Source organism: Deefgea sp. CFH1-16 (assembly GCF_016881365.1).
Classification (GTDB): domain Bacteria; phylum Pseudomonadota; class Gammaproteobacteria; order Burkholderiales; family Chitinibacteraceae; genus Deefgea.
Window position 1 is genome coordinate 1,009,899 of the sequence record NZ_WLYT01000001.1, and the last position, 20,596, is coordinate 1,030,494.

At 48.7% G+C, this 20,596-nt stretch carries 22 protein-coding genes, 2 tRNA genes and 2 pseudogenes; 10 read left to right on the plus strand and 16 right to left on the minus strand.

Annotated elements, in window-relative coordinates:
* Positions 1–76 precede the first annotated feature (76 nt).
* Positions 77–688, plus strand: a complete 612-nt coding sequence (locus GKO28_RS05385; RefSeq protein ID WP_182075605.1) for a hypothetical protein — start codon at positions 77–79, stop codon at positions 686–688.
* A gap of 77 nt (positions 689–765) precedes the next feature.
* Here the strand turns inward: GKO28_RS05385 and GKO28_RS21180 are convergent, their stop codons facing one another.
* From GKO28_RS21180 to GKO28_RS22675, 6 genes and pseudogenes are all read right to left on the minus strand, one after another.
* Complete coding sequence (locus GKO28_RS21180) at positions 766–2,397, minus strand: efflux RND transporter permease subunit (RefSeq protein WP_203563934.1); 1,632 nt, start codon at positions 2,395–2,397, stop codon at positions 766–768.
* Between the two features lie 67 nt (positions 2,398–2,464).
* A pseudogene (locus tag GKO28_RS21185) lies at positions 2,465–3,439 on the minus strand (efflux RND transporter permease subunit); the annotation flags it as partial.
* A complete protein-coding gene (locus tag GKO28_RS21190; protein WP_203563936.1) occupies positions 3,369–3,821 on the minus strand; it encodes an efflux RND transporter permease subunit in 453 nt (150 codons plus the stop codon). The gene GKO28_RS21190 and the pseudogene GKO28_RS21185, both read right to left, overlap by 71 nt.
* A 132-nt stretch (positions 3,822–3,953) precedes the next feature.
* The gene (locus tag GKO28_RS05405) at positions 3,954–5,078 is read right to left on the minus strand and encodes an efflux RND transporter periplasmic adaptor subunit (protein WP_203563937.1); all 1,125 of its coding nucleotides are present in this window, start codon (positions 5,076–5,078) and stop codon (positions 3,954–3,956) included.
* Positions 5,079–5,136: 58 nt separating this feature from the next.
* Positions 5,137–5,556 carry a TolC family protein gene (locus GKO28_RS05410; RefSeq protein WP_182075606.1) on the minus strand — a complete coding sequence of 140 codons (420 nt, stop codon included), beginning with the start codon at positions 5,554–5,556 and terminating at the stop codon, positions 5,137–5,139.
* Positions 5,535–6,558, minus strand: a pseudogene (locus GKO28_RS22675) (TolC family protein). The gene GKO28_RS05410 and the pseudogene GKO28_RS22675 overlap by 22 nt, the downstream one beginning before the upstream one ends.
* Positions 6,559–6,709: 151 nt before the next feature.
* Here GKO28_RS22675 and GKO28_RS05425 point away from each other — a divergent pair.
* The gene (locus GKO28_RS05425; protein ID WP_182075608.1) at positions 6,710–6,934 is read left to right on the plus strand and encodes a TetR/AcrR family transcriptional regulator; all 225 of its coding nucleotides are present in this window, start codon (positions 6,710–6,712) and stop codon (positions 6,932–6,934) included.
* The gene (locus GKO28_RS05430) at positions 6,922–7,323 is read left to right on the plus strand and encodes a TetR/AcrR family transcriptional regulator C-terminal domain-containing protein (RefSeq protein WP_182075609.1); all 402 of its coding nucleotides are present in this window, start codon (positions 6,922–6,924) and stop codon (positions 7,321–7,323) included. Before GKO28_RS05425 ends, GKO28_RS05430 begins: the two co-directional genes overlap by 13 nt.
* Here the strand turns inward: GKO28_RS05430 and GKO28_RS05435 are convergent.
* Positions 7,320–7,754 carry a hypothetical protein gene (locus GKO28_RS05435; protein WP_203563938.1) on the minus strand — a complete coding sequence of 145 codons (435 nt, stop codon included), beginning with the start codon at positions 7,752–7,754 and terminating at the stop codon, positions 7,320–7,322. The two genes, GKO28_RS05430 and GKO28_RS05435, sit on opposite strands and share 4 nt — an antisense overlap.
* Before the next feature lie 131 nt (positions 7,755–7,885).
* Here GKO28_RS05435 and GKO28_RS05440 point away from each other — a divergent pair, with 131 nt between their 5' ends.
* From GKO28_RS05440 to GKO28_RS21200, 4 genes are all read left to right on the plus strand, one after another.
* A complete protein-coding gene (locus GKO28_RS05440; RefSeq protein WP_282099236.1) occupies positions 7,886–8,914 on the plus strand; it encodes a nitrilase-related carbon-nitrogen hydrolase in 1,029 nt (342 codons plus the stop codon).
* The gene (gene nadE / locus GKO28_RS21195) at positions 8,907–9,485 is read left to right on the plus strand and encodes an NAD(+) synthase (RefSeq protein WP_282099237.1); all 579 of its coding nucleotides are present in this window, start codon (positions 8,907–8,909) and stop codon (positions 9,483–9,485) included. The genes GKO28_RS05440 and nadE overlap by 8 nt, the downstream gene beginning before the upstream one ends.
* Before the next feature lie 172 nt (positions 9,486–9,657).
* Positions 9,658–10,293 carry an EAL domain-containing protein gene (locus GKO28_RS05445; RefSeq protein WP_182075610.1) on the plus strand — a complete coding sequence of 212 codons (636 nt, stop codon included), beginning with the start codon at positions 9,658–9,660 and terminating at the stop codon, positions 10,291–10,293.
* Positions 10,199–11,419, plus strand: a complete 1,221-nt coding sequence (locus GKO28_RS21200) for a GGDEF domain-containing protein (RefSeq protein ID WP_282099238.1) — start codon at positions 10,199–10,201, stop codon at positions 11,417–11,419. Before GKO28_RS05445 ends, GKO28_RS21200 begins: the two co-directional genes overlap by 95 nt.
* A gap of 65 nt (positions 11,420–11,484) precedes the next feature.
* Here the strand turns inward: GKO28_RS21200 and GKO28_RS05455 are convergent, their stop codons facing one another.
* From GKO28_RS05455 to GKO28_RS05465, 3 genes are read right to left on the minus strand one after another with little or no spacing between them, the layout of a single operon-like run.
* Positions 11,485–11,889, minus strand: a complete 405-nt coding sequence (locus GKO28_RS05455; RefSeq protein WP_182075612.1) for a hypothetical protein — start codon at positions 11,887–11,889, stop codon at positions 11,485–11,487.
* Positions 11,886–12,176, minus strand: a complete 291-nt coding sequence (locus GKO28_RS05460; RefSeq protein WP_182075613.1) for a diguanylate cyclase domain-containing protein — start codon at positions 12,174–12,176, stop codon at positions 11,886–11,888. Before GKO28_RS05460 ends, GKO28_RS05455 begins: the two co-directional genes overlap by 4 nt.
* A complete protein-coding gene (locus GKO28_RS05465) occupies positions 12,146–12,610 on the minus strand; it encodes a PleD family two-component system response regulator (RefSeq protein ID WP_182075614.1) in 465 nt (154 codons plus the stop codon). Before GKO28_RS05465 ends, GKO28_RS05460 begins: the two co-directional genes overlap by 31 nt.
* A 232-nt stretch (positions 12,611–12,842) precedes the next feature.
* Between GKO28_RS05465 and GKO28_RS05470 the strand changes: the two genes are divergently transcribed.
* A complete protein-coding gene (locus GKO28_RS05470; RefSeq protein ID WP_182075615.1) occupies positions 12,843–13,124 on the plus strand; it encodes a hypothetical protein in 282 nt (93 codons plus the stop codon).
* Positions 13,125–13,229: 105 nt separating this feature from the next.
* On the opposite strand, the gene rpsT is transcribed toward GKO28_RS05470, so the two are convergent.
* Positions 13,230–13,499, minus strand: coding sequence for a 30S ribosomal protein S20 (rpsT, locus tag GKO28_RS05475; protein WP_173532321.1), 270 nt, complete (start codon positions 13,497–13,499; stop codon positions 13,230–13,232).
* Between the two features lie 156 nt (positions 13,500–13,655).
* Between rpsT and murJ the strand changes: the two genes are divergently transcribed.
* Positions 13,656–15,191, plus strand: a complete 1,536-nt coding sequence (gene murJ, locus GKO28_RS05480; RefSeq protein ID WP_182077403.1) for a murein biosynthesis integral membrane protein MurJ — start codon at positions 13,656–13,658, stop codon at positions 15,189–15,191.
* Positions 15,192–15,256: 65 nt separating this feature from the next.
* On the opposite strand, the gene GKO28_RS05485 is transcribed toward murJ, so the two are convergent.
* Together GKO28_RS05485 and GKO28_RS05490 are read right to left on the minus strand one after the other, a co-directional pair.
* Positions 15,257–15,529 (minus strand): HD domain-containing phosphohydrolase, encoded by a 273-nt coding sequence (locus tag GKO28_RS05485; protein WP_203563939.1) that lies wholly within the window; start codon positions 15,527–15,529, stop codon positions 15,257–15,259.
* Entirely contained in the window at positions 15,526–18,207 is a 2,682-nt protein-coding gene (locus GKO28_RS05490) for an HD domain-containing phosphohydrolase (RefSeq protein WP_203563940.1), read from the minus strand. The genes GKO28_RS05485 and GKO28_RS05490 overlap by 4 nt, the downstream gene beginning before the upstream one ends.
* 207 nt (positions 18,208–18,414) lie before the next feature.
* On the opposite strand from GKO28_RS05490, the gene GKO28_RS05495 reads away from it, so the two are divergent.
* Positions 18,415–19,617: an amino acid aminotransferase gene (locus GKO28_RS05495; RefSeq protein ID WP_182075616.1), complete on the plus strand. Its 1,203-nt coding sequence runs from the start codon at positions 18,415–18,417 to the stop codon at positions 19,615–19,617.
* Positions 19,618–19,680: 63 nt separating this feature from the next.
* Here GKO28_RS05495 and GKO28_RS05500 read toward each other — a convergent pair whose 3' ends face one another.
* The 3 genes from GKO28_RS05500 to GKO28_RS05510 all read right to left on the minus strand — a co-directional run bounded on the left by GKO28_RS05500 (position 19,681) and on the right by GKO28_RS05510 (position 20,575).
* Complete coding sequence (locus GKO28_RS05500; RefSeq protein WP_182075617.1) at positions 19,681–20,244, minus strand: hypothetical protein; 564 nt, start codon at positions 20,242–20,244, stop codon at positions 19,681–19,683.
* 118 nt (positions 20,245–20,362) lie between these two features.
* A tRNA-Asn gene (locus tag GKO28_RS05505) sits at positions 20,363–20,439 on the minus strand.
* Between the two features lie 60 nt (positions 20,440–20,499).
* A tRNA-Asn gene (locus GKO28_RS05510) sits at positions 20,500–20,575 on the minus strand.
* Positions 20,576–20,596 lie beyond the last annotated feature (21 nt).

Genomic DNA, 20,596 nt, shown 5'->3' on the forward strand with positions numbered 1-20,596 from the left:
GTAAACATTTCACTACGCGTTTTGCGTCCGCTGTCGATATAAAACACAGATTGTGTCTTTATTGAGGAGATTCATTATGTCCATCAGCGTCTCTAGTCTGAGCAGCATACCGCCGCTAGCTAACCGCCCGCAGCAGCCGCAAAACAACAGCGCTCGCAATGAATCGAATCCAGAAAATTCACAAGAAACGGTGAATCTCACCGCAAGTAGCAATGAATCACTCACCTATAGCAAGCCACGCGCACTCCCCGAAAACCTATCGGCCATGCTCGAAGAATCAAATCGTAAAGTCGATGAATTAATGAGTTTGATTCGGCCACTCATTGAAGGGCAAGGTCTAAGCTTGGCCAAAGTGGCGCGTGGCGAACAAACACTGACTGTCGATCAAGCAACGATTGATAAAGCCAAGGCAGATTTGAGTGAAGACGGTGAGTTTGGTGTTAAAAAAGTCGCCGAGCGGATTTTAAGCTTTGCCAAATTTGCTATGGGCGATGATCCGGCCAAATTACAAAAAATTCGTGATGCGGTTGAATTAGGATTTACACAGGCCAAAGCCATCTTAGGTGGCACCCTACCGGACATCAGCCAAAAAACCCACGACACCATCATGGCTGAATTTGATCGCTGGCAACAAGAAGGCATTCCAAGTGGGGCAACCGTCAGCCTTGGTACTGAACCTAAAACTTAAAAGTGTCCAAACTATATTGCCTGAGTTTCAATATAAAAAAACGGCGCAATGCGCCGTTTTTTTTGAATTGCCGAGGTTTAATGCTGCACTTTTTTACGCTTGCTGCTCATCCATTGCACAAAATCATCGACAAAAGTAAACACCACCGGAATCACCAATAAGCTCAAAAAGGTCGAGGTAATTAAGCCGCCAATGACAGCAATCGCCATCGGGGCACGAAAACTCGAATCCACGCCCCAACCCATCGCAATCGGCAACATCCCCGCGCCCATCGCAATCGTGGTCATCACAATCGGCCGCGCGCGTTTTCGCCCTGCATCCATCAAGGCATCAAAGCGCGCCATCCCTTCTCGACGGGCAACAATGGCGTATTCAACCAATAAAATCGAATTTTTAGTCGCGACCCCCATCAACATAATCAAGCCAATTAAAGTCGGCATTGAAAACGAACTATGGGTCAGCAATAAGGCCACAAAAGCACCACCAATCGACAAGGGCAGTGCCGCTAAAATCGTCACTGGCTGCATAAAATCACGGAACAACAGCACCAGCACCATATAAATACACAACACCCCTGTGAGCATCGCCAAACCAAAGCTGGCAAACAGTTTTTTCATTTCTTCTGCATCACCAAACACCGCTCGGGTGACCCCAGCTGGCAGGTTTTTTAAGCTCGGTAACTGATCGGCTTCCGCACTGGCTTCGCCTAAAGTTCGGCCATTGAGTTCAACGTCAAAAATCACATTACGCGCTCTATCGTAACGGCTAATCACACTGGGTCCGCTACCAATCTCCACCGTGGCCACCTGCCCGAGCATCACATCACCCTGCATGGACGGCACACGCAAACGCTTGATTTGCTCAAGATCGCTACGAAATGAATCCGGTAAGCGCACCACAATCGGTATTTGTCGTTCGGGTAGATTAAGTTTGGCCAGCGCCGTATCAAAGTCGCCCACTGTCGCCACCCGAATGGTGTCGGCAATCGCCAACGCGGTGACCCCCATCTCGGCGGCTTTACTCATATCAGGACGGATAATTAATTCAGGGCGAACCAAACTGGCGCTCGACGTAACCGCACCAATGCCGTTTAAAGTGCGTAAGTCTTTTTCCACCGCTTTGGCAGCAACGGCTAAAGCTTCGGGATCGTCCGACTTAATAATCATTTGTAGCTTTTCACCATTTTGCCCTAGCCCTACCGTGACCCTCGCGCCGGGAATCACTCGCAATGCCTCGCGCAATTCTTGCTCCAGCGCCGTTTTTTTCGCGCGCTCAGTGCGCGAGACTAAAGTCAACGTTAGGCTGGCTTTATTCACGCCGCTACTGCCGCCAGCAAAGGGGTCTGCCCCTGCTTTACCATCCCCCACGGCAGTATAAATTCGGGTAATAAATGGCAACGTCGCTAATATTTTTCGCGCTTGATCGGCGGCCAAATAGGTGTCATTTAATGTGGCACCGGGCGGTAATTCAAGTTTGACTAAGGTTTGCGAGCGATTATCCGCCGGAACAAAACCCGTAGGCAGCAAAGGCACCAAGGCTAAAGACGCAATAAAAAACACAATTGAACAAATCGCCGTGATTTTACGATGCCGTAAACACCAAGCGGCACAGCGCAAATAAGCGAGTTTCAAACGCCCTTCTTGCTCGGCATGCGGCATCGGTTTGAGCAAATACGCCGCCATCATCGGCGTGAGTAAACGCGCAACCACTAAGGAACGCCATCACCGCTAGCGCAGCGGTCCAGCCAAAGGGTTTAAAAAACTTCCCCGGAATACCGCTCATAAACGCCGTCGGTAGAAACACCGCCACCAACGCAAACGTTGTCGCAACCACCGCCAAGCCAATTTCATCGGCCGCTTCCATCGCTGCTTGATACGGTGATTTACCCATTCGCAAATGGCGCACGATGTTTTCAATTTCGACAATCGCATCATCGACCAAAATCCCCACCACCAAGGCCAGCGATAATAAGGTCACGGTATTGAGGGTAAAACCGAATAAATACATACCAATAAAAGTCGGCAAGATCGATAAAGGCAAGGCCGCAGCCGAGACTAAAGTCGCGCGCCAATCACGCAAAAAGAACCATACAACAATCACGGCCAGCAAAGCGCCTTCGTACAACAAGCCCATCGAGCCATCAAACTCTTCTTGCACTGGCGCGGCCATATCATAAGCCGGACTCAGCACCAGCGCCGGATGCTCTAATTGCAGTGAGTGAGGGCTTTTTTAACTGCAGCAGCCACTTCGGTCTCACTGGCGCCGCGCGCACGGGGTGATTTCAAAGCCGACCACGGGCTGACCATCGAGCTGGGCGATAGAGCGACGCTCGGCAATGGTGTCGTGAATGCTAGCGATTTGATCGAGGCGAATTCGGCGGCCATCCGGCAATGTCAGCTCGGTTTGTGCCAACTCGGCCGCCGTCGTGGCCGCAATAATGGTGCGTAAAGCTTGCTCTGAGCCGCCCAAATCAGCGCGCCCACCGGAAGCGTCTTTTTGCGTTCGCGCCAATTGCCGTGAAATATCGCTACTGCTCACCCCCAGCGCGGCCATGCGCGCCGGATCGAGTTCAATTTGCACTTGCCGCGTAACCCCGCCAACGCGAGCAACTTTGCCCACACCCGGAATCGCTCGAATCACGCGGGTAATTTTATTGTCGACCAACCAAGAGAGCTGTTCTTCATCCAGCTGTGGATCGGCAACGGTATACCCAGACCAGAAATGGCACGCCAGAAAACTCAACCTTGCCAATAATCGGATCTTTTAAATCCGCGGGTAAATCACTGCGCACATTGGAAACCGCATCCCGCACATCATCAACGGCTTCATTGATTGGTTTTTCTAGCTCAAACTCGACGGTCATGCCGACCACGCCATCGCTGATATTGCTGTAAACGTGTTTCACGCCTTGCAAAGCCGAGACTGAATTTTCCAGCTTTCGCGCCACCTCGGTTTCGAGCTGTGCGGGCGCTGCGCCCTCCAAAACCGCAGTCACCGTCACCATCGGCAACTCGATGTCCGGAAAGTTTTGCACCTTCATTTGGCTAAACGACCACAAGCCCCCTAAAGAGAGCAGCACAAACAGCATAATGGCCGGAATTGGATTTTTAATCGACCAAGCAGAAAAATTCATTATGCATCCCAGGGTATATCAACAAAAAGCTTTAAAATAAAAGTCTACAAGCCAATACCTAATAGACTAAACGCAATATAAATTGGCGATACTCGGCCAATTGATCAAGGCGCTTAACACCGCCTGCTTGGCTTACTTAACAACTCGCACCACGTCACCATCAGCTAAAAAGCCGGCACCACTGGCCACTACTGAGGTGTTTGGAGCCAAACCTTCTACTTCCATCATGCCATCAGCCTGACGGCCCAATTTCACGCGCACTTGCTTCACTTTATGATCGGCTTGCAACACAAATACATTGGCAAAACCATCGCGTAATAAGATCGCACTGCCCGGTAGTGCCAAGGCCCGAGTTTGGCCAATCGCAATCTGGCCTTTCGCAAACATCCCCGGTTTGGCTTCAGCCAAAGGATCTGCCGCTGTTTTTAAATCGACATACACCAGCACATTGCGGGTTTTCATATCAATCGTGGGCGCAATATTTCGTACCGTACCTTGCACCGTTTTACCTGTAGGCAGCAGCAAAGACACCGTTTGCCCGGCTTTAATACGGTTACTTTCAGCTGCCGTTACCTCCGCCTGCCATTCCAAGCGGCCTTGCCGTACTAAACGAAACAACTCTTGTCCTGGCTGGCTCACCGCCCCTAAGCTGGCGCTGCGTGCCGAGATCACCCCGTCATCGGGTGCCACAATCCGCGTTTGACTCACGCGAACTTGCGCACTGGTCACTTGCGCTTTAGCCGATTGCACTCGCGCCTTGGCCATCATTTCTTTAGTAAAAGCTTCAGTTTTTTGTTGTTCTGACATGGCACCGGTATTGCCCAGTTGCCGCACCCGATTGGCATTTTGCTGGGCTTCGCCTAAAGCGGCCTCGGTTTCAGCCAGCGCCGCTTTAGCTTGGGCGACTTCGGCCTGAATCGTCGCATCATTGTATCGAGCGAGTACTTGGCCTTTTTTGACCCGATCACCAATGGCTGCATTGAGCTGAGTTAAGCGTAAGCCGCCTATTTCAGTGCCAATGGATGATTCTTGCCATGGCAAAATATTGCCATTGGCGGCAATCGTTTGCGCCCACTCAATCGATTTGGGCTGAATCATCCGCACCGTCAATACCGGTTTACTACCCACGGTTTTTTTGTCGGCTGAATCGGCACGCACCATCGCTGCGGTCAAACTCAAACCCGCAAGCAGCGCAAACACACTGATACTCAATACCATGCTACGCCGCACTGGGAATCGCTTGAATAAATCCTTCATTACCCTACTCCAGTATAAGTTCATACTCATTATCTAGATTAAACTTGCAAGCAATACCCTACTTGATGATCGCTTCTTCGCGAATGCCATCGACTGGCCATTGACCGCCCACCGCTTTGTAGAGCGCAATCCATAAGGACAATTGATCGCGCTGCAAAGCCATTTGTTTGACTTGTGCGCCCAGTAAAAAACGCCGCGAGACTTCCAAATCCAATAAGCTGGCACTGCCGGCTTGCCACATGGCGTTGCTAGCATCTTGCTGCTGCTGATACCCCGCCACCGATCGCTGCATGGCGGCAATGCGGCGTTGATTGCCATCGAGCTGCTGCAAGGTCTGCTCAACTTCACGCACCGCAAATCGCACCTTTTGCTGATAAGCCGCCAGCGCCTGATCGTAGCGCGCCACCGCAGCTTCTTCTTCAGACTTTAAGCGTCCAGCGTTAAAAATCGGCAGCTTTAATGTAGGCCAAACGACCAAGCATTGCCATTGATCGACAGACTGCCGACCTCTTGTTGACCCAAACTAATCACACCAAACAAACTCAGCGAGGGTAATTGCGCTACTTTGCTAATTCCGACTTCGGCCGCCGCCATATTGACGTTTTCAGCAGCCACGCGAATATCGAAGCGTTGCGTAATCACATTCGCTGGCACAGCATTCATCGCAAAACCCACCGGCTGCGGTAAGCGCGCAGCGCCTTGCTCAAGCTGAGCGTTCACTTGCTGGACTGACCACCCCGTTAAAGCCACTAAGGCTTGCTTGGCCATGCCAATGCCTTCTTGCGTTTCGACCCACTGCGCCAAGGCATCAGCGCTACTGGCATCGAGCAAAGCCACGTCCACTGGACTAGCAAGGCCGACTTGTTCTTTTTCCTGCGTTAATTGCAAACTGTGATTTCGCGACTTTAAATCCAGCGCCACAATCTCAGCCAAAGCTTGATAAGCGCGTAATGCCACATAGGCATTGGCGACTTCGGCCGCCACCGTCGCTCGTGCATCTTGCCATTCGATGGTTTTGGCCGATAAATTGGCCAGCAGATTTTTTTTCTGCCGTGCGCACGCCCCCCCATAGATCGATCTCCCAACTGGCATCGAGGCCAACGCTGCCCGCATTGATGGGCTGCGCAGGAGCGATCATCGTGTTGTGACTGCGCGAGCCGCTGGCCGTTGCGCCCACGGTGGGCCATAAATAGGCTTTAGTGGCGTAGGCCTTAGCGCGTGCTTCACGAATCCGTGCTTCGGCAAATTCTAAAGTGGGGTTCGCTTGTTGCGCAGCATTGAGTAAGGTGTTGAGTACCGGATCTTGCCAAGATTGCCACCACACTTGCTGCTCGGCGAGGTGGCTGGTGGTCGGCAATGGCGTCTGCCAAGCGCTCGCTTTGGGCGCCAGCTGCGCAGACTCAGGCTGCGGCAAGGTAACGGCACAACCACCAACGGTGCCGAGCAGACTCAGCAAAAGCAAATTTAAACAGTGGCGCATACAGGCGGCAGTTCCCTAAGTCAGTAGAAGTGCATTTCAACGACAAATACAAGCAGTGCGAAGGTGAAATTGATTAAGGCCAAGCGAAGAAATGCTAAACTGACCGAACGGTTCGGTCAATGACCAATGAATATTTATTTTGGGTATCGATATGCCAAGTTCCAGCCCGCTGAATCCAGCCAAACGTCAGCAAATCCTCGACGGCGCGCGACGCATCTTTATTGAATTGGGTTTTGCCAGCAGCAGCGTAGAAAAAATCGCTAAAGCAGCCGGTGTTGCCAAAGGTACGATTTATAATTATTTCGACAGCAAAGAAGCGCTATTTGTCGCCTTGATTGCTGGGAGTGCGGCGGCGAAACACACTTGCCTGCGCTAACCCAATTACTGGACGCACCGATTGAAGCGGTATTAAACCGCTTTGCTCATCAATGGCTGAGTAGTTTATTACAAGAAGAGCAAGCGGCATTGTTTCGGATTGTATTGGCAGAAGTAATGCAGTTCCCGGCACTCGGACAATTAATCGAGTCATCAGGGCCGGCGCAGGTCGTGCAACGGCTGAGTGAGTATTTGGCCCAATTAAATCAAGATGAAATACTACAGATCGATGATGCCAGATTGGCTGCTGAACAATTATTAGCGCTCAGCGATGCCGGCATCATTCGTCAAATGCAACTCTCGGTCAGTAATCCCAGTTCCAGCCAGATTGAGCTGCATGTGAATAGTGCAGTGAACGTTTTTTTGCGGGCTTATCGTCGCGCTAATTAAGCCACTGCGAGTCGCTGCATTAATTGTTCGGCATTGGGATCGTCCGCCAGCACCAGTCTGATTTTATTAAAGGCAGTGGCGGCCTCTTCTGGATATTTGCCATACGACACGACGCTAGCGTGTCGCCACCCCGCCGCCGTTAGCGTCTGCTTGGCAAATTTACTACCCTCGATACCGCCGCCGCCCAATTGCAACAAGGCTTGTTCGATCAGCACGTGGGGGAATGGATTACGCGATAAGGTATTAAAATGCGTTGGGAATACTTCATCAAATGGCATCATCAACTCACTCAAGCAAATTGAAAATGAATGGCTTGATGCACCCACTGCATCGGCTAATTCATTCTCTTCTTTCGTTTTTTTAGCGTTTCGCTTATGAAATAGCAAGCACTCACTGACAAACAACGAAACAAACCCTTCACCCAAAACCAATTGAGCAGCTGCCTCATCGATAGCTGATCTCGGTAGAAATCAATACACGCGATGCATCCCATCGCAATTTGCGCCCACACTGACCAGCATCCCGCTAAAATAGCGTTTTTACCTTGCCCAATATGCTGCTCATGAAAATCGCCCTTGCTCAAATCAACCCTATTGTTGGTGATATTGATGGCAACACCGAGCTTATTTTTGCTGCGGCTCGCGAAGCTGCCGCTGCTGGTGCTGATATTTTGCTCACCCCGGAATTAGCCCTTACTGGCTATCCACCGGAAGATTTATTACTGCGCCCAGCGTTTTTACAGCAATGTCGCGAAAAAATTGCGCGTTTCATTGATGAGCTTGACGGCATTACCTTGGTGCTGGGCTACCCATCAAGGAGTGGCGACGAAATTTTTAACTCAGCATGCGCCATTCGCGACGGCAATTTTCTTGGCCGTTACGACAAATTACTCTTGCCAAATAACGCGGTTTTTGACGAAGTGCGTTATTTCACGCCAGGCTGCACGCCATTCGTATTTGAGCAAAATGGCGTGCAAGTCGGCATCGCGATTTGCGAAGACTTATGGGATACCGAGCCCGCTGCCGCGGCTAAAGACGAAGGTGCCGAGGTGTTATTGGTGCTGAATGCCTCGCCGTACCACCAAGCCAAACAAAGCACGCGCCGCGAGATTGCCCAGCAACGCGTGGAAGAAAACGACTTACCGATTGTGTATTGCAATTTGGTTGGCGGCCAAGACGAGCTGGTTTTTGACGGCCACTCCTTTGCGCTAAATAAATCCGGTGAATTGGCTCTGCAATTACCGGCGTATCACAGCCAAATTGGCTACTGCGATTTTATCGCTGGTGATATTCAAACCGCATCGATTGCTGCTGATGAGTCGATCGAAGCCAGTATTTACGGCGCTTTGGTGCTGGGCGTACAAGATTATATTGGCAAAAACCGCTTCCCTGGCGTGCTACTCGGTCTCTCAGGCGGGATTGATTCGGCACTCACTTTGGCCATTGCGGTGGATGCACTGGGGGCCGATAAAGTCCACGCGGTCATGATGCCATCGCGCTATACCGCTGATATTTCGGTGAATGATTCCCGCGAAATGATTGAAATTCTCGGCTGCCAATATTCAGAAATCGAAATTTGGGCCGATGTATGAAAGCATGATGGCCGGATTAAAAGACGAGTTTGCTGGCCGTGAAATGGACACCACCGAAGAGAACTTGCAAAGCCGTATTAGGGGTATGCTGTTGATGGCTATGTCGAATAAGGGCGGCAAGCTGGTACTCACCACGGGTAATAAATCAGAAATGACCACCGGTTATGCCACCTTATATGGCGACATGGCCGGCGGTTTTGCGGTCTTAAAAGATATCGCCAAAACGCTAGTTTATCGCCTATCCAACTGGCGTAACACGCAAGGCTTGGTGATTCCTGAGCGGATTATTACTCGCCCACCTTCAGCCGAACTGCGTCCAGATCAAAAAGACCAAGACAGCCTGCCTGAATATGAAGTGCTCGATGCCATTTTGGCCGCCTATGTTGAAGATAATCTGAGCATCACCGAGATTATTGCGAAGGGCTATGCCGAAGCGGATGTGAATAAGGTGGTGCGTTTACTCAAAATCAACGAATACAAACGTCGCCAAGCACCAGTCGGTCCACGCATTACCCAACGCTCATTTGGTAAAGATTGGCGTATGCCGATTACCCAGCGCTTTACGCGTTAAATCAGATTTTCTATTTGTGCTTAGCCCAAGCGCTTCATGCTTGGGCTTTTTCTTGCGCAAAACGGTGTGCTGTTTCAAAAAACCGCAATAAATATGCCAATAGCGTACTTTGTAACAAAACATTCATCTTTCGCTGTTACCTTACCGCCTCACACCAAACCATTGAGTTTGTATGATCCGCCACAGCAGCAATGAGCGCTATTGCGCCGAACTCGCCGACATCATTCAGCAGCAACAGCTTAGCGCAGTCTTTCAGCCGATTGCCGCACTCAATCAAGCCACAGCCTATGGCTTTGAAGGATTGATTCGTGGACCAAGCGGCCATCCCTTGCATGGACCACAACAACTGTTTCAAGCCGCAGAGCAAAGCCAATGTCTTCCGCAATTAGATAGGGCTTGCCATCAAGTTATTATTCAAGCTTTTATCGAGCAGCAGCTGCCCGGAAAGTTATTTCTCAATGTTTGTCCACTCAGCCTAATGCACGCCACCTTTCACGCCGATGCAATGTTCGATTTTATGCACGCTAAAGGATTAGACCCTAGCCGAGTCGTCATTGAGCTCACCGAAACGCAAGCCACTTGCGATTACGGCCTCATGACTCACACATTGCAACACTATCGGGAGATGGGTTTTCAAATTGCGCTGGATGATTTAGGCGAAGGTTATTCTAGCTTACGGCTCTGGTCGGAACTCAAACCTGACTTTGTTAAAATTGACAAATACTTTATTCAAGGCATTAGTCGCGATCGAGAAAAAACGCCAATTTGTTCGCTCAATCCAACATATTGCACTCAGTACCAGCTGTAACGTGATTGCTGAAGGTATTGAAAATCATACTGAGCTGGCGGTAATTCAACGCTTAGGCATCCGTTTAATCCAAGGGTTTTTAATCGGACATCCCGAAACCAAACCCAAGCCCTTGCTAGATTTCCCCAAAAGCCAAACCGAAACACCACTGCAAATCGGCCAAGGCAGTAGTCACGCTGGTGCATTACTGCAAATCGTACCCAGCGCCAGCCAAACCGATAGCAACGAGACCGTTTGGCGGCGCTTGACGCAGCAAGCCGATTTGAGCGCGATTCCGGTGGTCGACAATGAGCGTCCGATCGGGCTGATTAAACGCAGTGATTTACTTGAGTTGTTTTCTCGACCGTATAGCCGTGAACTATTTGGCGCGCGCAGTTGTAGCACTCAAATGGATTGCCACCCTTTAATTGTTGAGCAAGCAACGAGTCTAACCGAGCTCGCGCGTTTACTGACTTGCTGTGAGCGTGGCGATCTCAATGATGGTTTTATCATTACCGAGCAAGGACGTTATTTAGGCATGGGCACTGGAAGGGATTTAATTCGCGCAATGACTGAGTTGCAAATTAGCGCGGCACGCCATGCCAATCCTTTAACTGGCTTACCCGGCAATGTGCCCATTCAAGACGCCATCAGCCAATATTTACAGACTGAATGCAACTTCACCGTGGTCTACGTCGACCTCGATCACTTCAAACCTTATAACGACATTTATGGTTACGCCCGAGGTGATGAGCTACTGCAGTTTTGCGGCCAACTGTTACAAAATAGCGTCGATCCTCAACTGGATTTTGTTGGGCACGTCGGTGGTGATGATTTTATTTTGTTATTGCGTTCACCACATTGGCGCTCGCACTGCGAGCAAATACTCAGTGATTTTCAGCGGCAATTGGCCCCATTTTTTAAACCGGCACACTGGCAAGCGCAAAGCTATTTGGCGCACAACCGACAACATCAATTGCAGCGTCACCCACTGGTTTCGATGTCTTTAGGTGCGGTAGAAATTGTCGCTAGCGATTATCAAAGCCACCACGAAGTGGCCAGTCATGCCTCAAACGCCAAACATATGGCCAAGACTCAGACTGGCAATACTTTGTATATTGCTTCAGCAGCACTGCAATGCGCCTAAGGTCAGCTGCATAGGTATTGAACGCCAGCCTTTTTTGTATAAAGCACAGCATTCAATACCCATAGTTATGAATTGGTATTTTCAGAGGCATCAATTTGCGACAGATCCCAACCCAAGGCCAAATCTTGATTGGCTTGGGCCAATAATGGCTGTAAATTTTTGAGCAAAGCCCGCAGATGTGGGCGCAATTCAGTCAGCATGCCTTTGTGCAACATCACCAAGGCCTCGGCGATCAGCGGCGTGTGAGCCTCCCCGACTGATTCGGGCATAAAGACGTGATTTTCCATTGGCGTCGCATACAGGCGATCTTGTGCGGTTTGTAAAATCCGCTCACAAGAATGCTCATCATCATGCCAAGAGTTCGCTACCGCAATACTTGCCGTCACTCGTAACACCTGCTCACGATAATTAATTCGCGCATTCGCTACCCGAAGACGTAAACGCTCCGCGACAATTTTCGCTTCGGTCAATGGCGTGGCGGGGAAATAATCGCAAACAGTGCGCTAGTTAAATGCGCCAAGGTATCTTCTTTACGTAAAGTGCTTTCCAGCAATTTAGCCAACATGGCTAACATTTGATCGCAAACGCGCCCACCCAATTTATCGGTCAACAATTGAAAATGATTCACTTCTAATAGCAAGACACTCACTTGGCTATGATGCCGCAGCGCAAAGGCTAATGCTTGTTCCAGTTGTAGATTTAATAAATAAGAACTCGCGACACCGGTTAATTGATCATTCGCGCTATGCACTTGCATGCCCCCCGCGCGGCGGCCAGTTCTTGACGCGCTGCGGCCAATTCAAGATTGGCCTGAACTCGCGCCAGCATTTCAGTGCGATCGGTGGATTTGCTTATAAAGTCATTGGCACCACATTCAACACAGCGCAATTTAGTCGCTTCATCTTCTTCACCCGAGATAATGATCACTGGCAAATAATGCAAATGTGCATCGCCTGAACTACGTACGCGCGCTAGCAAACCCAAGCCATCGAGCTCAGGCATGGTTAAATCTGAAATCAATAAATTAATCTTCGGCTCAGCCAATAGCAGCTTCCAGCCCGCTTCACCATCTGCCGCTTCAAATAAATCAAAATGCGCGCTTAAATGCTTACGCACCGTTGCACGGACGATGCGAGAATCATCAACAATCAAGATTTGAGGCCGCGGATTTAATTCTTCACTGTCAATCATTGTCAATTCCACTTCATCCAACGCAGGCTTTAGCCTAGCACATGAAATTAAACGACGAGAGGCAGAAATAGGACGCGAGAAATCAGTCTACAAGGACCCGAATGTCATGTAAGCTAACAGCTTACTCGCTTGCTTAGGATGTGATCATGTCCAAGACCTATCGTTTACAGCTCAGCGTTTCCCCTGTTACCTGCCGTGAAGCCGACTATACGCTTGGCGCAATTCAACGCGCATGGTGCACACATCATCATGGGCGAATAAGCAATCGCTAGGGCATGAGATTTTATTACTCGAAGTGGGACACGAAGCCGAAATCAAGCTCGGAGAAAGCGCCGATTGGTTTGTAGAGCGCATCGCCGCGGCCATCTGGCAAGAAACCGGCCGGTTTGTGCGCATTGCCATTGATATCGCTGCGGATGAAGCCGCTGATGGACAACTGATTATTCTTGATGAAGCGGCATATTGGCGCATTATGCAAAGCTTTCGCCTGTCATCGCCGCGCTTTCATTCCTAAAACAGCGCGAATATAAGGCACACCAACACAGCGGTGCGCAAATAGCAGGCACAAAAAAACCCGTTTACACGGGTTTTTTGCTTTAGAACCTGTTACTTACAAAGCTTAGGCAGCAGCCATTGCTTTGATCGCAGCAGACAAACGGCTCTTATGACGAGCTGCTTTGTTCTTATGGTAGATCTTTTTGTCAGCCAAGCTGTCGATCGTGCTAACAGATTCTTGGTAAACAGCTGCAGCAGCCGCTTTGTCGCCAGCCGCGATCGCTTTCAATACTTTTTTAACTGCAGTACGGAATTCTGAACGTTGCGCGCCGTTGTGTAAACGTGCAGCTTCAGCTTGACGAGCGCGTTTGCGTGCTTGTGCGGTATTTGCCATGGTAATTCTCCAAAGGTATAAACGGGTCTACTGCTTCGCCGGAGACACGGACTTTCGGCAGCACACACACCCTAGAAAGGGGGCAATTTTATGCCTTCTTCACGGCAAGTGCAAGTAGGCGTTATCATGCGCGCTATCAGGGACGGAAAAATAACAATGAATCTACTCAAAGCACTGGCCGCAGTCAGCTCGATGACGATGGTTTCGCGAGTTCTCGGCTTTGCCCGTGACGCGATTATGGCGACTATTTTTGGTGCAGGCGCCATGATGGATGCGTGGGTGGTTGCCTTTCGCTTACCGAATTTACTGCGACGTATCTTCGCCGAAGGCGCATTTTCACAAGCGTTTGTGCCAATACTGGCCGATAAAAAAACCCGCGAAGGCGATGAAGCGGCAAAAATCTTTCTCGCGCATGTGGCCGGTTTATTAACTTTAATTTTAGCGGTAATCACCTTAATCGGAATTTTGGCTGCACCATGGATTATTTGGACTACCGCCAATGGTTTAACTAATAATCCCAATCAATTTGCCGTTACCACCGATTTATTGCGCATTACCTTTCCTTATATTTTGCTGATTTCATTGTCGTCACTCGCTGGCGCCGTGCTCAATACGTGGAATCATTTCTCTGTTCCGGCTTTTACACCCACGCTACTGAATATTTCATTTATTATTTTTGCGTTGTTTTTTGCCCCCTATTTTAATCCGCCGATTATGGCGCTCGCTTGGGCTTTGCTGGTGGGCGGCGTTGCTCAGCTGGCGTATCAACTGCCTTACCTCAAAAAAATTGGCATGTTGGTTCGACCGAGATTGGATTTTAAAGACCCCGGCGTTTGGCGTGTCATTAAGCAAATGGGACCGGCGATTTTGGGCGTTTCGGTCAGCCAAATTTCACAAATTATCAATCAAAGCTTGGCGTCATTACTCGTAGTGGGTTCGATGTCGTGGATTTACTACGCTGACCGCTTAATGGAGCTACCTACCGGCTTATTGGGCGTGGCGCTCGGGACGATTTTATTGCCGTCGCTGTCTAAAACCTTGGCCAATAACGATACAGTGGAATATTCCAAACTTCTCGATTGGGGTTTACGATTGGCGCTCTTATTGGCGCTACCCTCAGCAGTCGCTTTGGCAGTGATTGCCGAGCCGCTAACGATTTCATTATTTCAATACGGTAAATTTACTGCTCATGATGCGCAGATGACGCAATTGGCGTTAATGGCGTATGCAGTCGGCATTCCCGGTTTGATTTTGATTAAGCCCTTAGCGCCGGCATTTTACGCACGTAAAAATATTAAAACCCCAGTCAAGATTGCGGTGTTTTCTTTAATTGTGACCCAAGGCTTAAACCTGATTTTAGTGCCTTATTTGCAACATGCCGGCCTCGCGTTATCGATTAGTTTGGCGGCCATCGCCAACGCCGGCTTGCTGTATTACCAATTAAGAAAACAAGATTTATATCAACCTGAAACGGGCTGGTTGGGCTTTTTGTTGAAGCTGATTATTGCGGTGAGCTTAATGGCATTGGCTTTATTTGGCGTAATGCAAATCATGCCAGAATGGGCGCAGGGCAATATGCCTTCTCGATTACTGCGCCTCTCAGGCTTAGTCGTCGTTGGCATCGCGGTGTATTTTGCCGCACTGGGATTACTGGGATTTAGACCACGGCAATTCTCTCGCCGTAGTGTTTAAGCAGCAAGTTGGATATTTGCATATAGGCCATTTTATAAAAGCGCTACAAGCAAATACCCTCTTGTTTATAACGCCGCACTCGCTGGCGTTGGCAAATAAACTTCTATCGCCACCATGTCAATTTGCTCAGCTTGCATAAATTGTTTGGCGTATTTCAAATACACGCCCGAAGTTAAAAACAGTTGAAATAGCTCACGATCGATATGCTGATTTTCCACCATGCTATGCATAATGCGGATCGCTTCCGAGAGTAATTTACCTTTTTTATACGGTCGATCCACTGCCGTGAGCGCTTCAAAAATATCGGCAATCGCCATCATTCGCGCCAATGGGCTCATTTGTTGTGTTGTGTGAGTTTGCGTGGATAACCCGTACCATCCATTTTTTCATGATGACCACCGGCAATTTCTGGCACTTGCTGCAAATGCCGAGGAAAAGGCAGTTTTTCTAACATAATGATGGTTTGCACAATGTGCTCGTTGATTTTATAGCGCTCTTCTTCGCTTAAGGTGCCACGCGCTACCGATAGATTATAAATTTCACCTCGGTTGTATAAGAGTTCAGGCACTTTCAGCTGAAAGCCCCAAGGATTAATTTCTGGCATTTGCTCGCGCAGCGAGCGACTAAATTGATGCTCAACTTTATCGGCCAATAGCGACTCAACAACCGGCAGCTCAGCGGCTGGCTCACGCGCTTTACGGCTATTTTCTTCATGTGAAATACCAATTCTATCGTCCAAAGTACGCAGCCATTGGCGCTTGGCAATGGCATTTAATCGCGCGATTTTATCCTCGGCCATAAATTCACCGCCCTGATTACACTGGGCGATAAAAGCAAAGTCATCGTCAAGCTGTGCCAACGTTTGGGCCAATTGCGGTGCTAATTGTTGCGGATCTTCACCGTTAATTTGTGCTTGTAGTGACTGAATTTGCGCGTCGCGCTTTAAAACTTCAAAGCGCATCCGCACTTCATGCAGCCTATCGTAGAGCGTTTCTAATTTAGTCGCTTTATCAACCACGTATTCTGGTGTCGTTACCTTGCCACAATCGTGCAGCCAACACGCAATATGCAAAGCTTCGCGCTCGGTTTCAGTTAAATTGAAATCTGCATATGGGCCATTTTGAGTTTCACATGCCGCATTAGCCAGCATTTTGGTGAGCTCAGGAACGCGCTGGCAATGACCGCCGGTATACGGACTTTTGGCATCAATCGCACCAGCAATTAATTGAATAAACGCTTCAAGTAATACTTTTTGCTCTTCGATTAAACGCTGCGTATTGAGCGCTACTGCCGCGGTGCCAGACAGCGCAGTCACAAACGACAAGCGTTTGGCACTAATTGCGGTCTCGGCGTTCAGCAATAACGCCAACACCCCAAGCAATTGCCCCGTTTTATCTTTAAGCGGCACGCAAACCAATTGATAAGCTGCGGGCTCAGTAATCACAAAATTAAAATACAGTTGCACCTGCTCGCGAGTCAAAAGCATAGAGCTGGCTTGTTGCTGCAATAATTGCAATACCGGATGTGCCTGATCGGCATCGAGTTTAAGGGTGGCCAATTCGCCAAAGGCTTCACGAATTTGATCGTTATATTGAGCTTGTACTACTTCCAGTGAGCCTTGTTTGGGCTCCGCTAAATATAAAATACCGCAAGGCGCTAAAGCGGCTTTACGCATCTCACTGACAATCATCAACACCAGTAAACGCTGGAAATTCGTTTCCGCAGCCAATGCATTAGATAGATGTAAAAAGTCTTCAATCGTGCCCTTCATTTGATCCATCGATTTAGCTAGCGCAATAATCTCGGTGATCCGCGCATCCACCTGAATGGGCTCACTAAAATCAAAGCGCGCAATTCTTTGTGCTTCGCTGTTGAGCTGAATTAATGGTCGCGACGCCATACGCGCTAACCACAAAGCCAAACTCACGCCAAAGGCTAAAAGTAGCGCAGAAATCAATAAAGCATGATTGCGAATTTCAATTGCTGGGCCCAGCAATTCGGAATGCGGCGAAGCTAACCATAATTGCAATGGTGTACCGCCAAGCACCGCGATGGATTGCTTGGAGGCTTCCCAATTCTCATTATCCACCGTCATCGTCGTGCTTTGGCCAGGGGCACGCTTAAAATGATCCTCTTTTAATTGGCTTAGCAAATGACCATCCAATTCCGTCAGCAATGGCAGCCGCAATTGCCCTTGCTCTGCTTGTTTCATTTGAGGTAGCCCATCTTGGGTCAGCATCACCCCTTGCTCTGCCGTCATCAATAGAAATTTTGATCCCGGCGTTTCCTGATAATACGATAGGACTTCTTCAATCGTTTCTAAGCGAACATCCACCCCGACAACGGCGGTTTGCTGGTTTGCCGCAGTAGAAATCGTCACCCCTGCTTTATCGGTGGCATAAAAAACATAAGGCAAACTGCTTTGCACACCGGAAGTCGATACTGCGGCCTTAAACCAAGAACGCGTTCGCGGATCAAATTGATAATCAGGCTTAATTCGATTTTCAATTAAATGAAATTGCGAATCAAAAAATAAATAACGCCCAACAGAATAATCAGCAGTGACTTCAATACTTTGCACCACCCACGCTGTATTTTTAGGCGGATTAAATCGTTGAATGAGCGAAGGCTCATTACGCCAAGGACGTAACAAAAAGAAATCGCCATTTTGATAGCCCACATATACCGCAGCCAAAGCCGGTCGCGTTCGCAATGCGGTCAATAAATACGGCATGCTTTCCAGTCTTTGCTCGAGCGTTGTGGCATGGACAATGCGTTGATCGGCCATTAATTCTGCCGTCACGGCGGCATTACGATAGAGATTATCCAAGTGATCGGTCGCCACTCGCGCAAAATTGTTCACTCGATTTTGCGCATTGAGCATTAATATTTTTTCTGTTGAGCTTTGAAAAAACCAAGTTGTTACCGCAGCAAATAACACCATTAAGCCGACAAAGAAATAACCAAGATGCAAATGAAATGGGATATGTTTCGACGTTTTTAACTGCGCGCTCATACCAGCAAGTCCCCTCTTTTTATTCTTTCTGCAATATTAAATCGGACGAAATACTAAATATCATATTAATACTGATCTCGAAAGAAAATCGAGATTATTCCACCGATGTCGACAGCCCCACTTGCAGAGTCATGCTAAAATCACCTTTAAATTGATAGCAATTTAAGGCAGAACTGGCCTTTTCTCTTTATTTGAATGGAGCACTGCATGTCGTCCTCGATTTTTGCCGCCGTTGAAATGGCGCCACGCGATCCAATTTTGGGTCTGAATGAATCTTTTAATGCCGATACCCGTGACTTTAAAGTCAACCTTGGGGTCGGCGTTTATTTTAATGACGAAGGCAAAATTCCTTTATTGGCTGCAGTAAAAGCGGCAGAGAAAGCCCGCCTTGAAACGCAACCACCACGCGGCTATCAGGCCATTGAAGGCAATCCAGCCTACAATGCCGGCGTGCAAAACTTGCTATTTGGTACCGACAGCGAATTAACTGCTGCAGGTCGTGTTGTGACTGCACAAGCACTTGGCGGCACCGGTGCACTGCGCATTGGTGGTGATTTCTTATATCGCCTCAATCCTAATGCCACTGTATATATCAGCAATCCAAGCTGGGAAAATCACCGCGCTATTTTTGAAGCCGCTGGCTTTAAAGTTGCTGACTATCCTTACTATGATGCAGCAACACGTGGCGTTGACTTTGCGGCAATGAAAGCCAATCTACTCACCTTGCAACCAGGCTCGGTCATTATCTTACATGCCTGCTGCCATAACCCAACTGGCGCTGATTTGTCAGATGCACAATGGACTGAAGTGGTTGAAGTGTGTCGTGAACGCGGCTTAGTGCCTTTCCTTGATATGGCTTACCAAGGTTTTGCTGAAGGTATTGCTGAAGACTCAGTCGCAGTCAATGCTTTTGCTGCCTCAGGTCTGCAATTTTTGATTTCGAGTTCTTTCTCAAAAAGCTTCTCTTTATACGGTGAACGTGTTGGCGCGCTGTCGATCATTACCTCAAGTAAAGAAGAATCTGGCCGTGTACTCTCGCAAGTAAAACGCGTGATTCGTACCAACTATTCAAACCCACCCATCCACGGCGGTGCAGTGGTTGCGGCGGTATTAGCGAGCCCAGAATTGCGTAGCATGTGGGAAGAAGAACTCGGCGGCATGCGCGTACGTATTCGCAGCATGCGCTCAGGCTTAGTTGAAAAACTGGCGGCACGCGGTGTTGCACAAGACTTCAGTTTTGTCACTGAACAACGCGGTATGTTCTCGTACACCGGTTTGACAGTCGCTCAAGTTGAAAAACTCCAAACTGAATATGGTATCTATGCGGTATCAACGGGCCGGATCTGCTTGGCTGCGCTGAATAATAAAAACATCGACTATGTCGCAGATGCGATTGCCAAAGTGCTCTAATATTCTGCTTCGCCATGAAAAAGCCCACGCAACTAGCGTGGGCTTTTTTAATGTTCTGCTCAATTAATGCGCTGCTGATTGCTTCTCTGCGGTGACTTTTTTACCTTTTTTTAGGCACTCGCGCCAATTTGCTGCCGTTGCCCCGGCACTGCCTTCAACCAAGCAATCCCCCGCTTTTAAGCGTAAATAATTTTCACTTTGCTGATCTGCGGTGCTTTCAGCGAGATTGGCTTGAGTTGTAACCGCCGCACTACCTTCATCTTTGGCTTTTAATTCTTGGCGGCGCGTCGCGTTCTCTTGCTCAGCAAGTTTATCTTCTAACTCGGCTATATGGTCTTTTTTAGCGCGCAGTTCAACTTTTAGCTCGGTCATGTCGCGCTCTAATTCCGTTCGTTTTTCCAGAGAGCCCGAGAGTGCATCTTTTAATTTTTCAATTTGAGTGAGGTAAAAATTTTTTTCGAAGTTTTTTTTCGCCATACCCAGAGCAATACCGATCATAAAAAAAATCAGCACCAAAAAAAAACCACTTACGCCGAAAAGAATTAAACGATAGCGCGAAAAAAAACTAACAGAATGAGCCGGTACTTCAGGCTGGGGTAAGTCAATGGCATGCTCTTCAGCAGACATCTCTACATCCTTCTTGATATGAGGGGTAATAGAGACAGCATAATCGTGAAAAAGCACAAATGAGAAGAAATTAAATTGATAAAAAAAAGGGCTAGCTTTTCAGCTAGCCCTTTTAATTTGGCTCCTCGACCTGGGCTCGAACCAGGGACACACGGATTAAACAGTCCGTTGCTCTACCAACTGAGCTATCGAGGAATTGATCGATAAGATCGTTACGGGTGAATTGCTACGAAAGGCAAAAAACCACAGAATTCTTGGCTCCTCGACCTGGGCTCGAACCAGGGACACACGGATTAACAGTCCGTTGCTCTACCAACTGAGCTATCGAGGAATTGGTATGGGGCGTATAATA

Coding starts and splice junctions, on each gene's coding strand:
- GKO28_RS05490 (WP_203563940.1), bottom strand. CDS start 18,207: ATGAGCGCGCAGTTAAAAACGTCGAAACATATCCCATTTCATTTGCAT.
- GKO28_RS05405 (WP_203563937.1), bottom strand. CDS start 5,078: ATGAAGGATTTATTCAAGCGATTCCCAGTGCGGCGTAGCATGGTATTG.
- GKO28_RS05425 (WP_182075608.1), top strand. CDS start 6,710: ATGCCAAGTTCCAGCCCGCTGAATCCAGCCAAACGTCAGCAAATCCTC.
- nadE (WP_282099237.1), top strand. CDS start 8,907: ATGTATGAAAGCATGATGGCCGGATTAAAAGACGAGTTTGCTGGCCGT.
- GKO28_RS05465 (WP_182075614.1), bottom strand. CDS start 12,610: ATGATTGACAGTGAAGAATTAAATCCGCGGCCTCAAATCTTGATTGTT.
- GKO28_RS05385 (WP_182075605.1), top strand. CDS start 77: ATGTCCATCAGCGTCTCTAGTCTGAGCAGCATACCGCCGCTAGCTAAC.
- GKO28_RS05440 (WP_282099236.1), top strand. CDS start 7,886: ATGAAAATCGCCCTTGCTCAAATCAACCCTATTGTTGGTGATATTGAT.
- GKO28_RS05445 (WP_182075610.1), top strand. CDS start 9,658: ATGATCCGCCACAGCAGCAATGAGCGCTATTGCGCCGAACTCGCCGAC.
- rpsT (WP_173532321.1), bottom strand. CDS start 13,499: ATGGCAAATACCGCACAAGCACGCAAACGCGCTCGTCAAGCTGAAGCT.
- GKO28_RS21190 (WP_203563936.1), bottom strand. CDS start 3,821: ATGAATTTTTCTGCTTGGTCGATTAAAAATCCAATTCCGGCCATTATG.
- GKO28_RS05470 (WP_182075615.1), top strand. CDS start 12,843: ATGGTGCACACATCATCATGGGCGAATAAGCAATCGCTAGGGCATGAG.
- murJ (WP_182077403.1), top strand. CDS start 13,656: ATGAATCTACTCAAAGCACTGGCCGCAGTCAGCTCGATGACGATGGTT.
- GKO28_RS05500 (WP_182075617.1), bottom strand. CDS start 20,244: ATGTCTGCTGAAGAGCATGCCATTGACTTACCCCAGCCTGAAGTACCG.
- GKO28_RS05495 (WP_182075616.1), top strand. CDS start 18,415: ATGTCGTCCTCGATTTTTGCCGCCGTTGAAATGGCGCCACGCGATCCA.
- GKO28_RS05485 (WP_203563939.1), bottom strand. CDS start 15,529: ATGAGCCCATTGGCGCGAATGATGGCGATTGCCGATATTTTTGAAGCG.
- GKO28_RS05460 (WP_182075613.1), bottom strand. CDS start 12,176: ATGCAAGTGCATAGCGCGAATGATCAATTAACCGGTGTCGCGAGTTCT.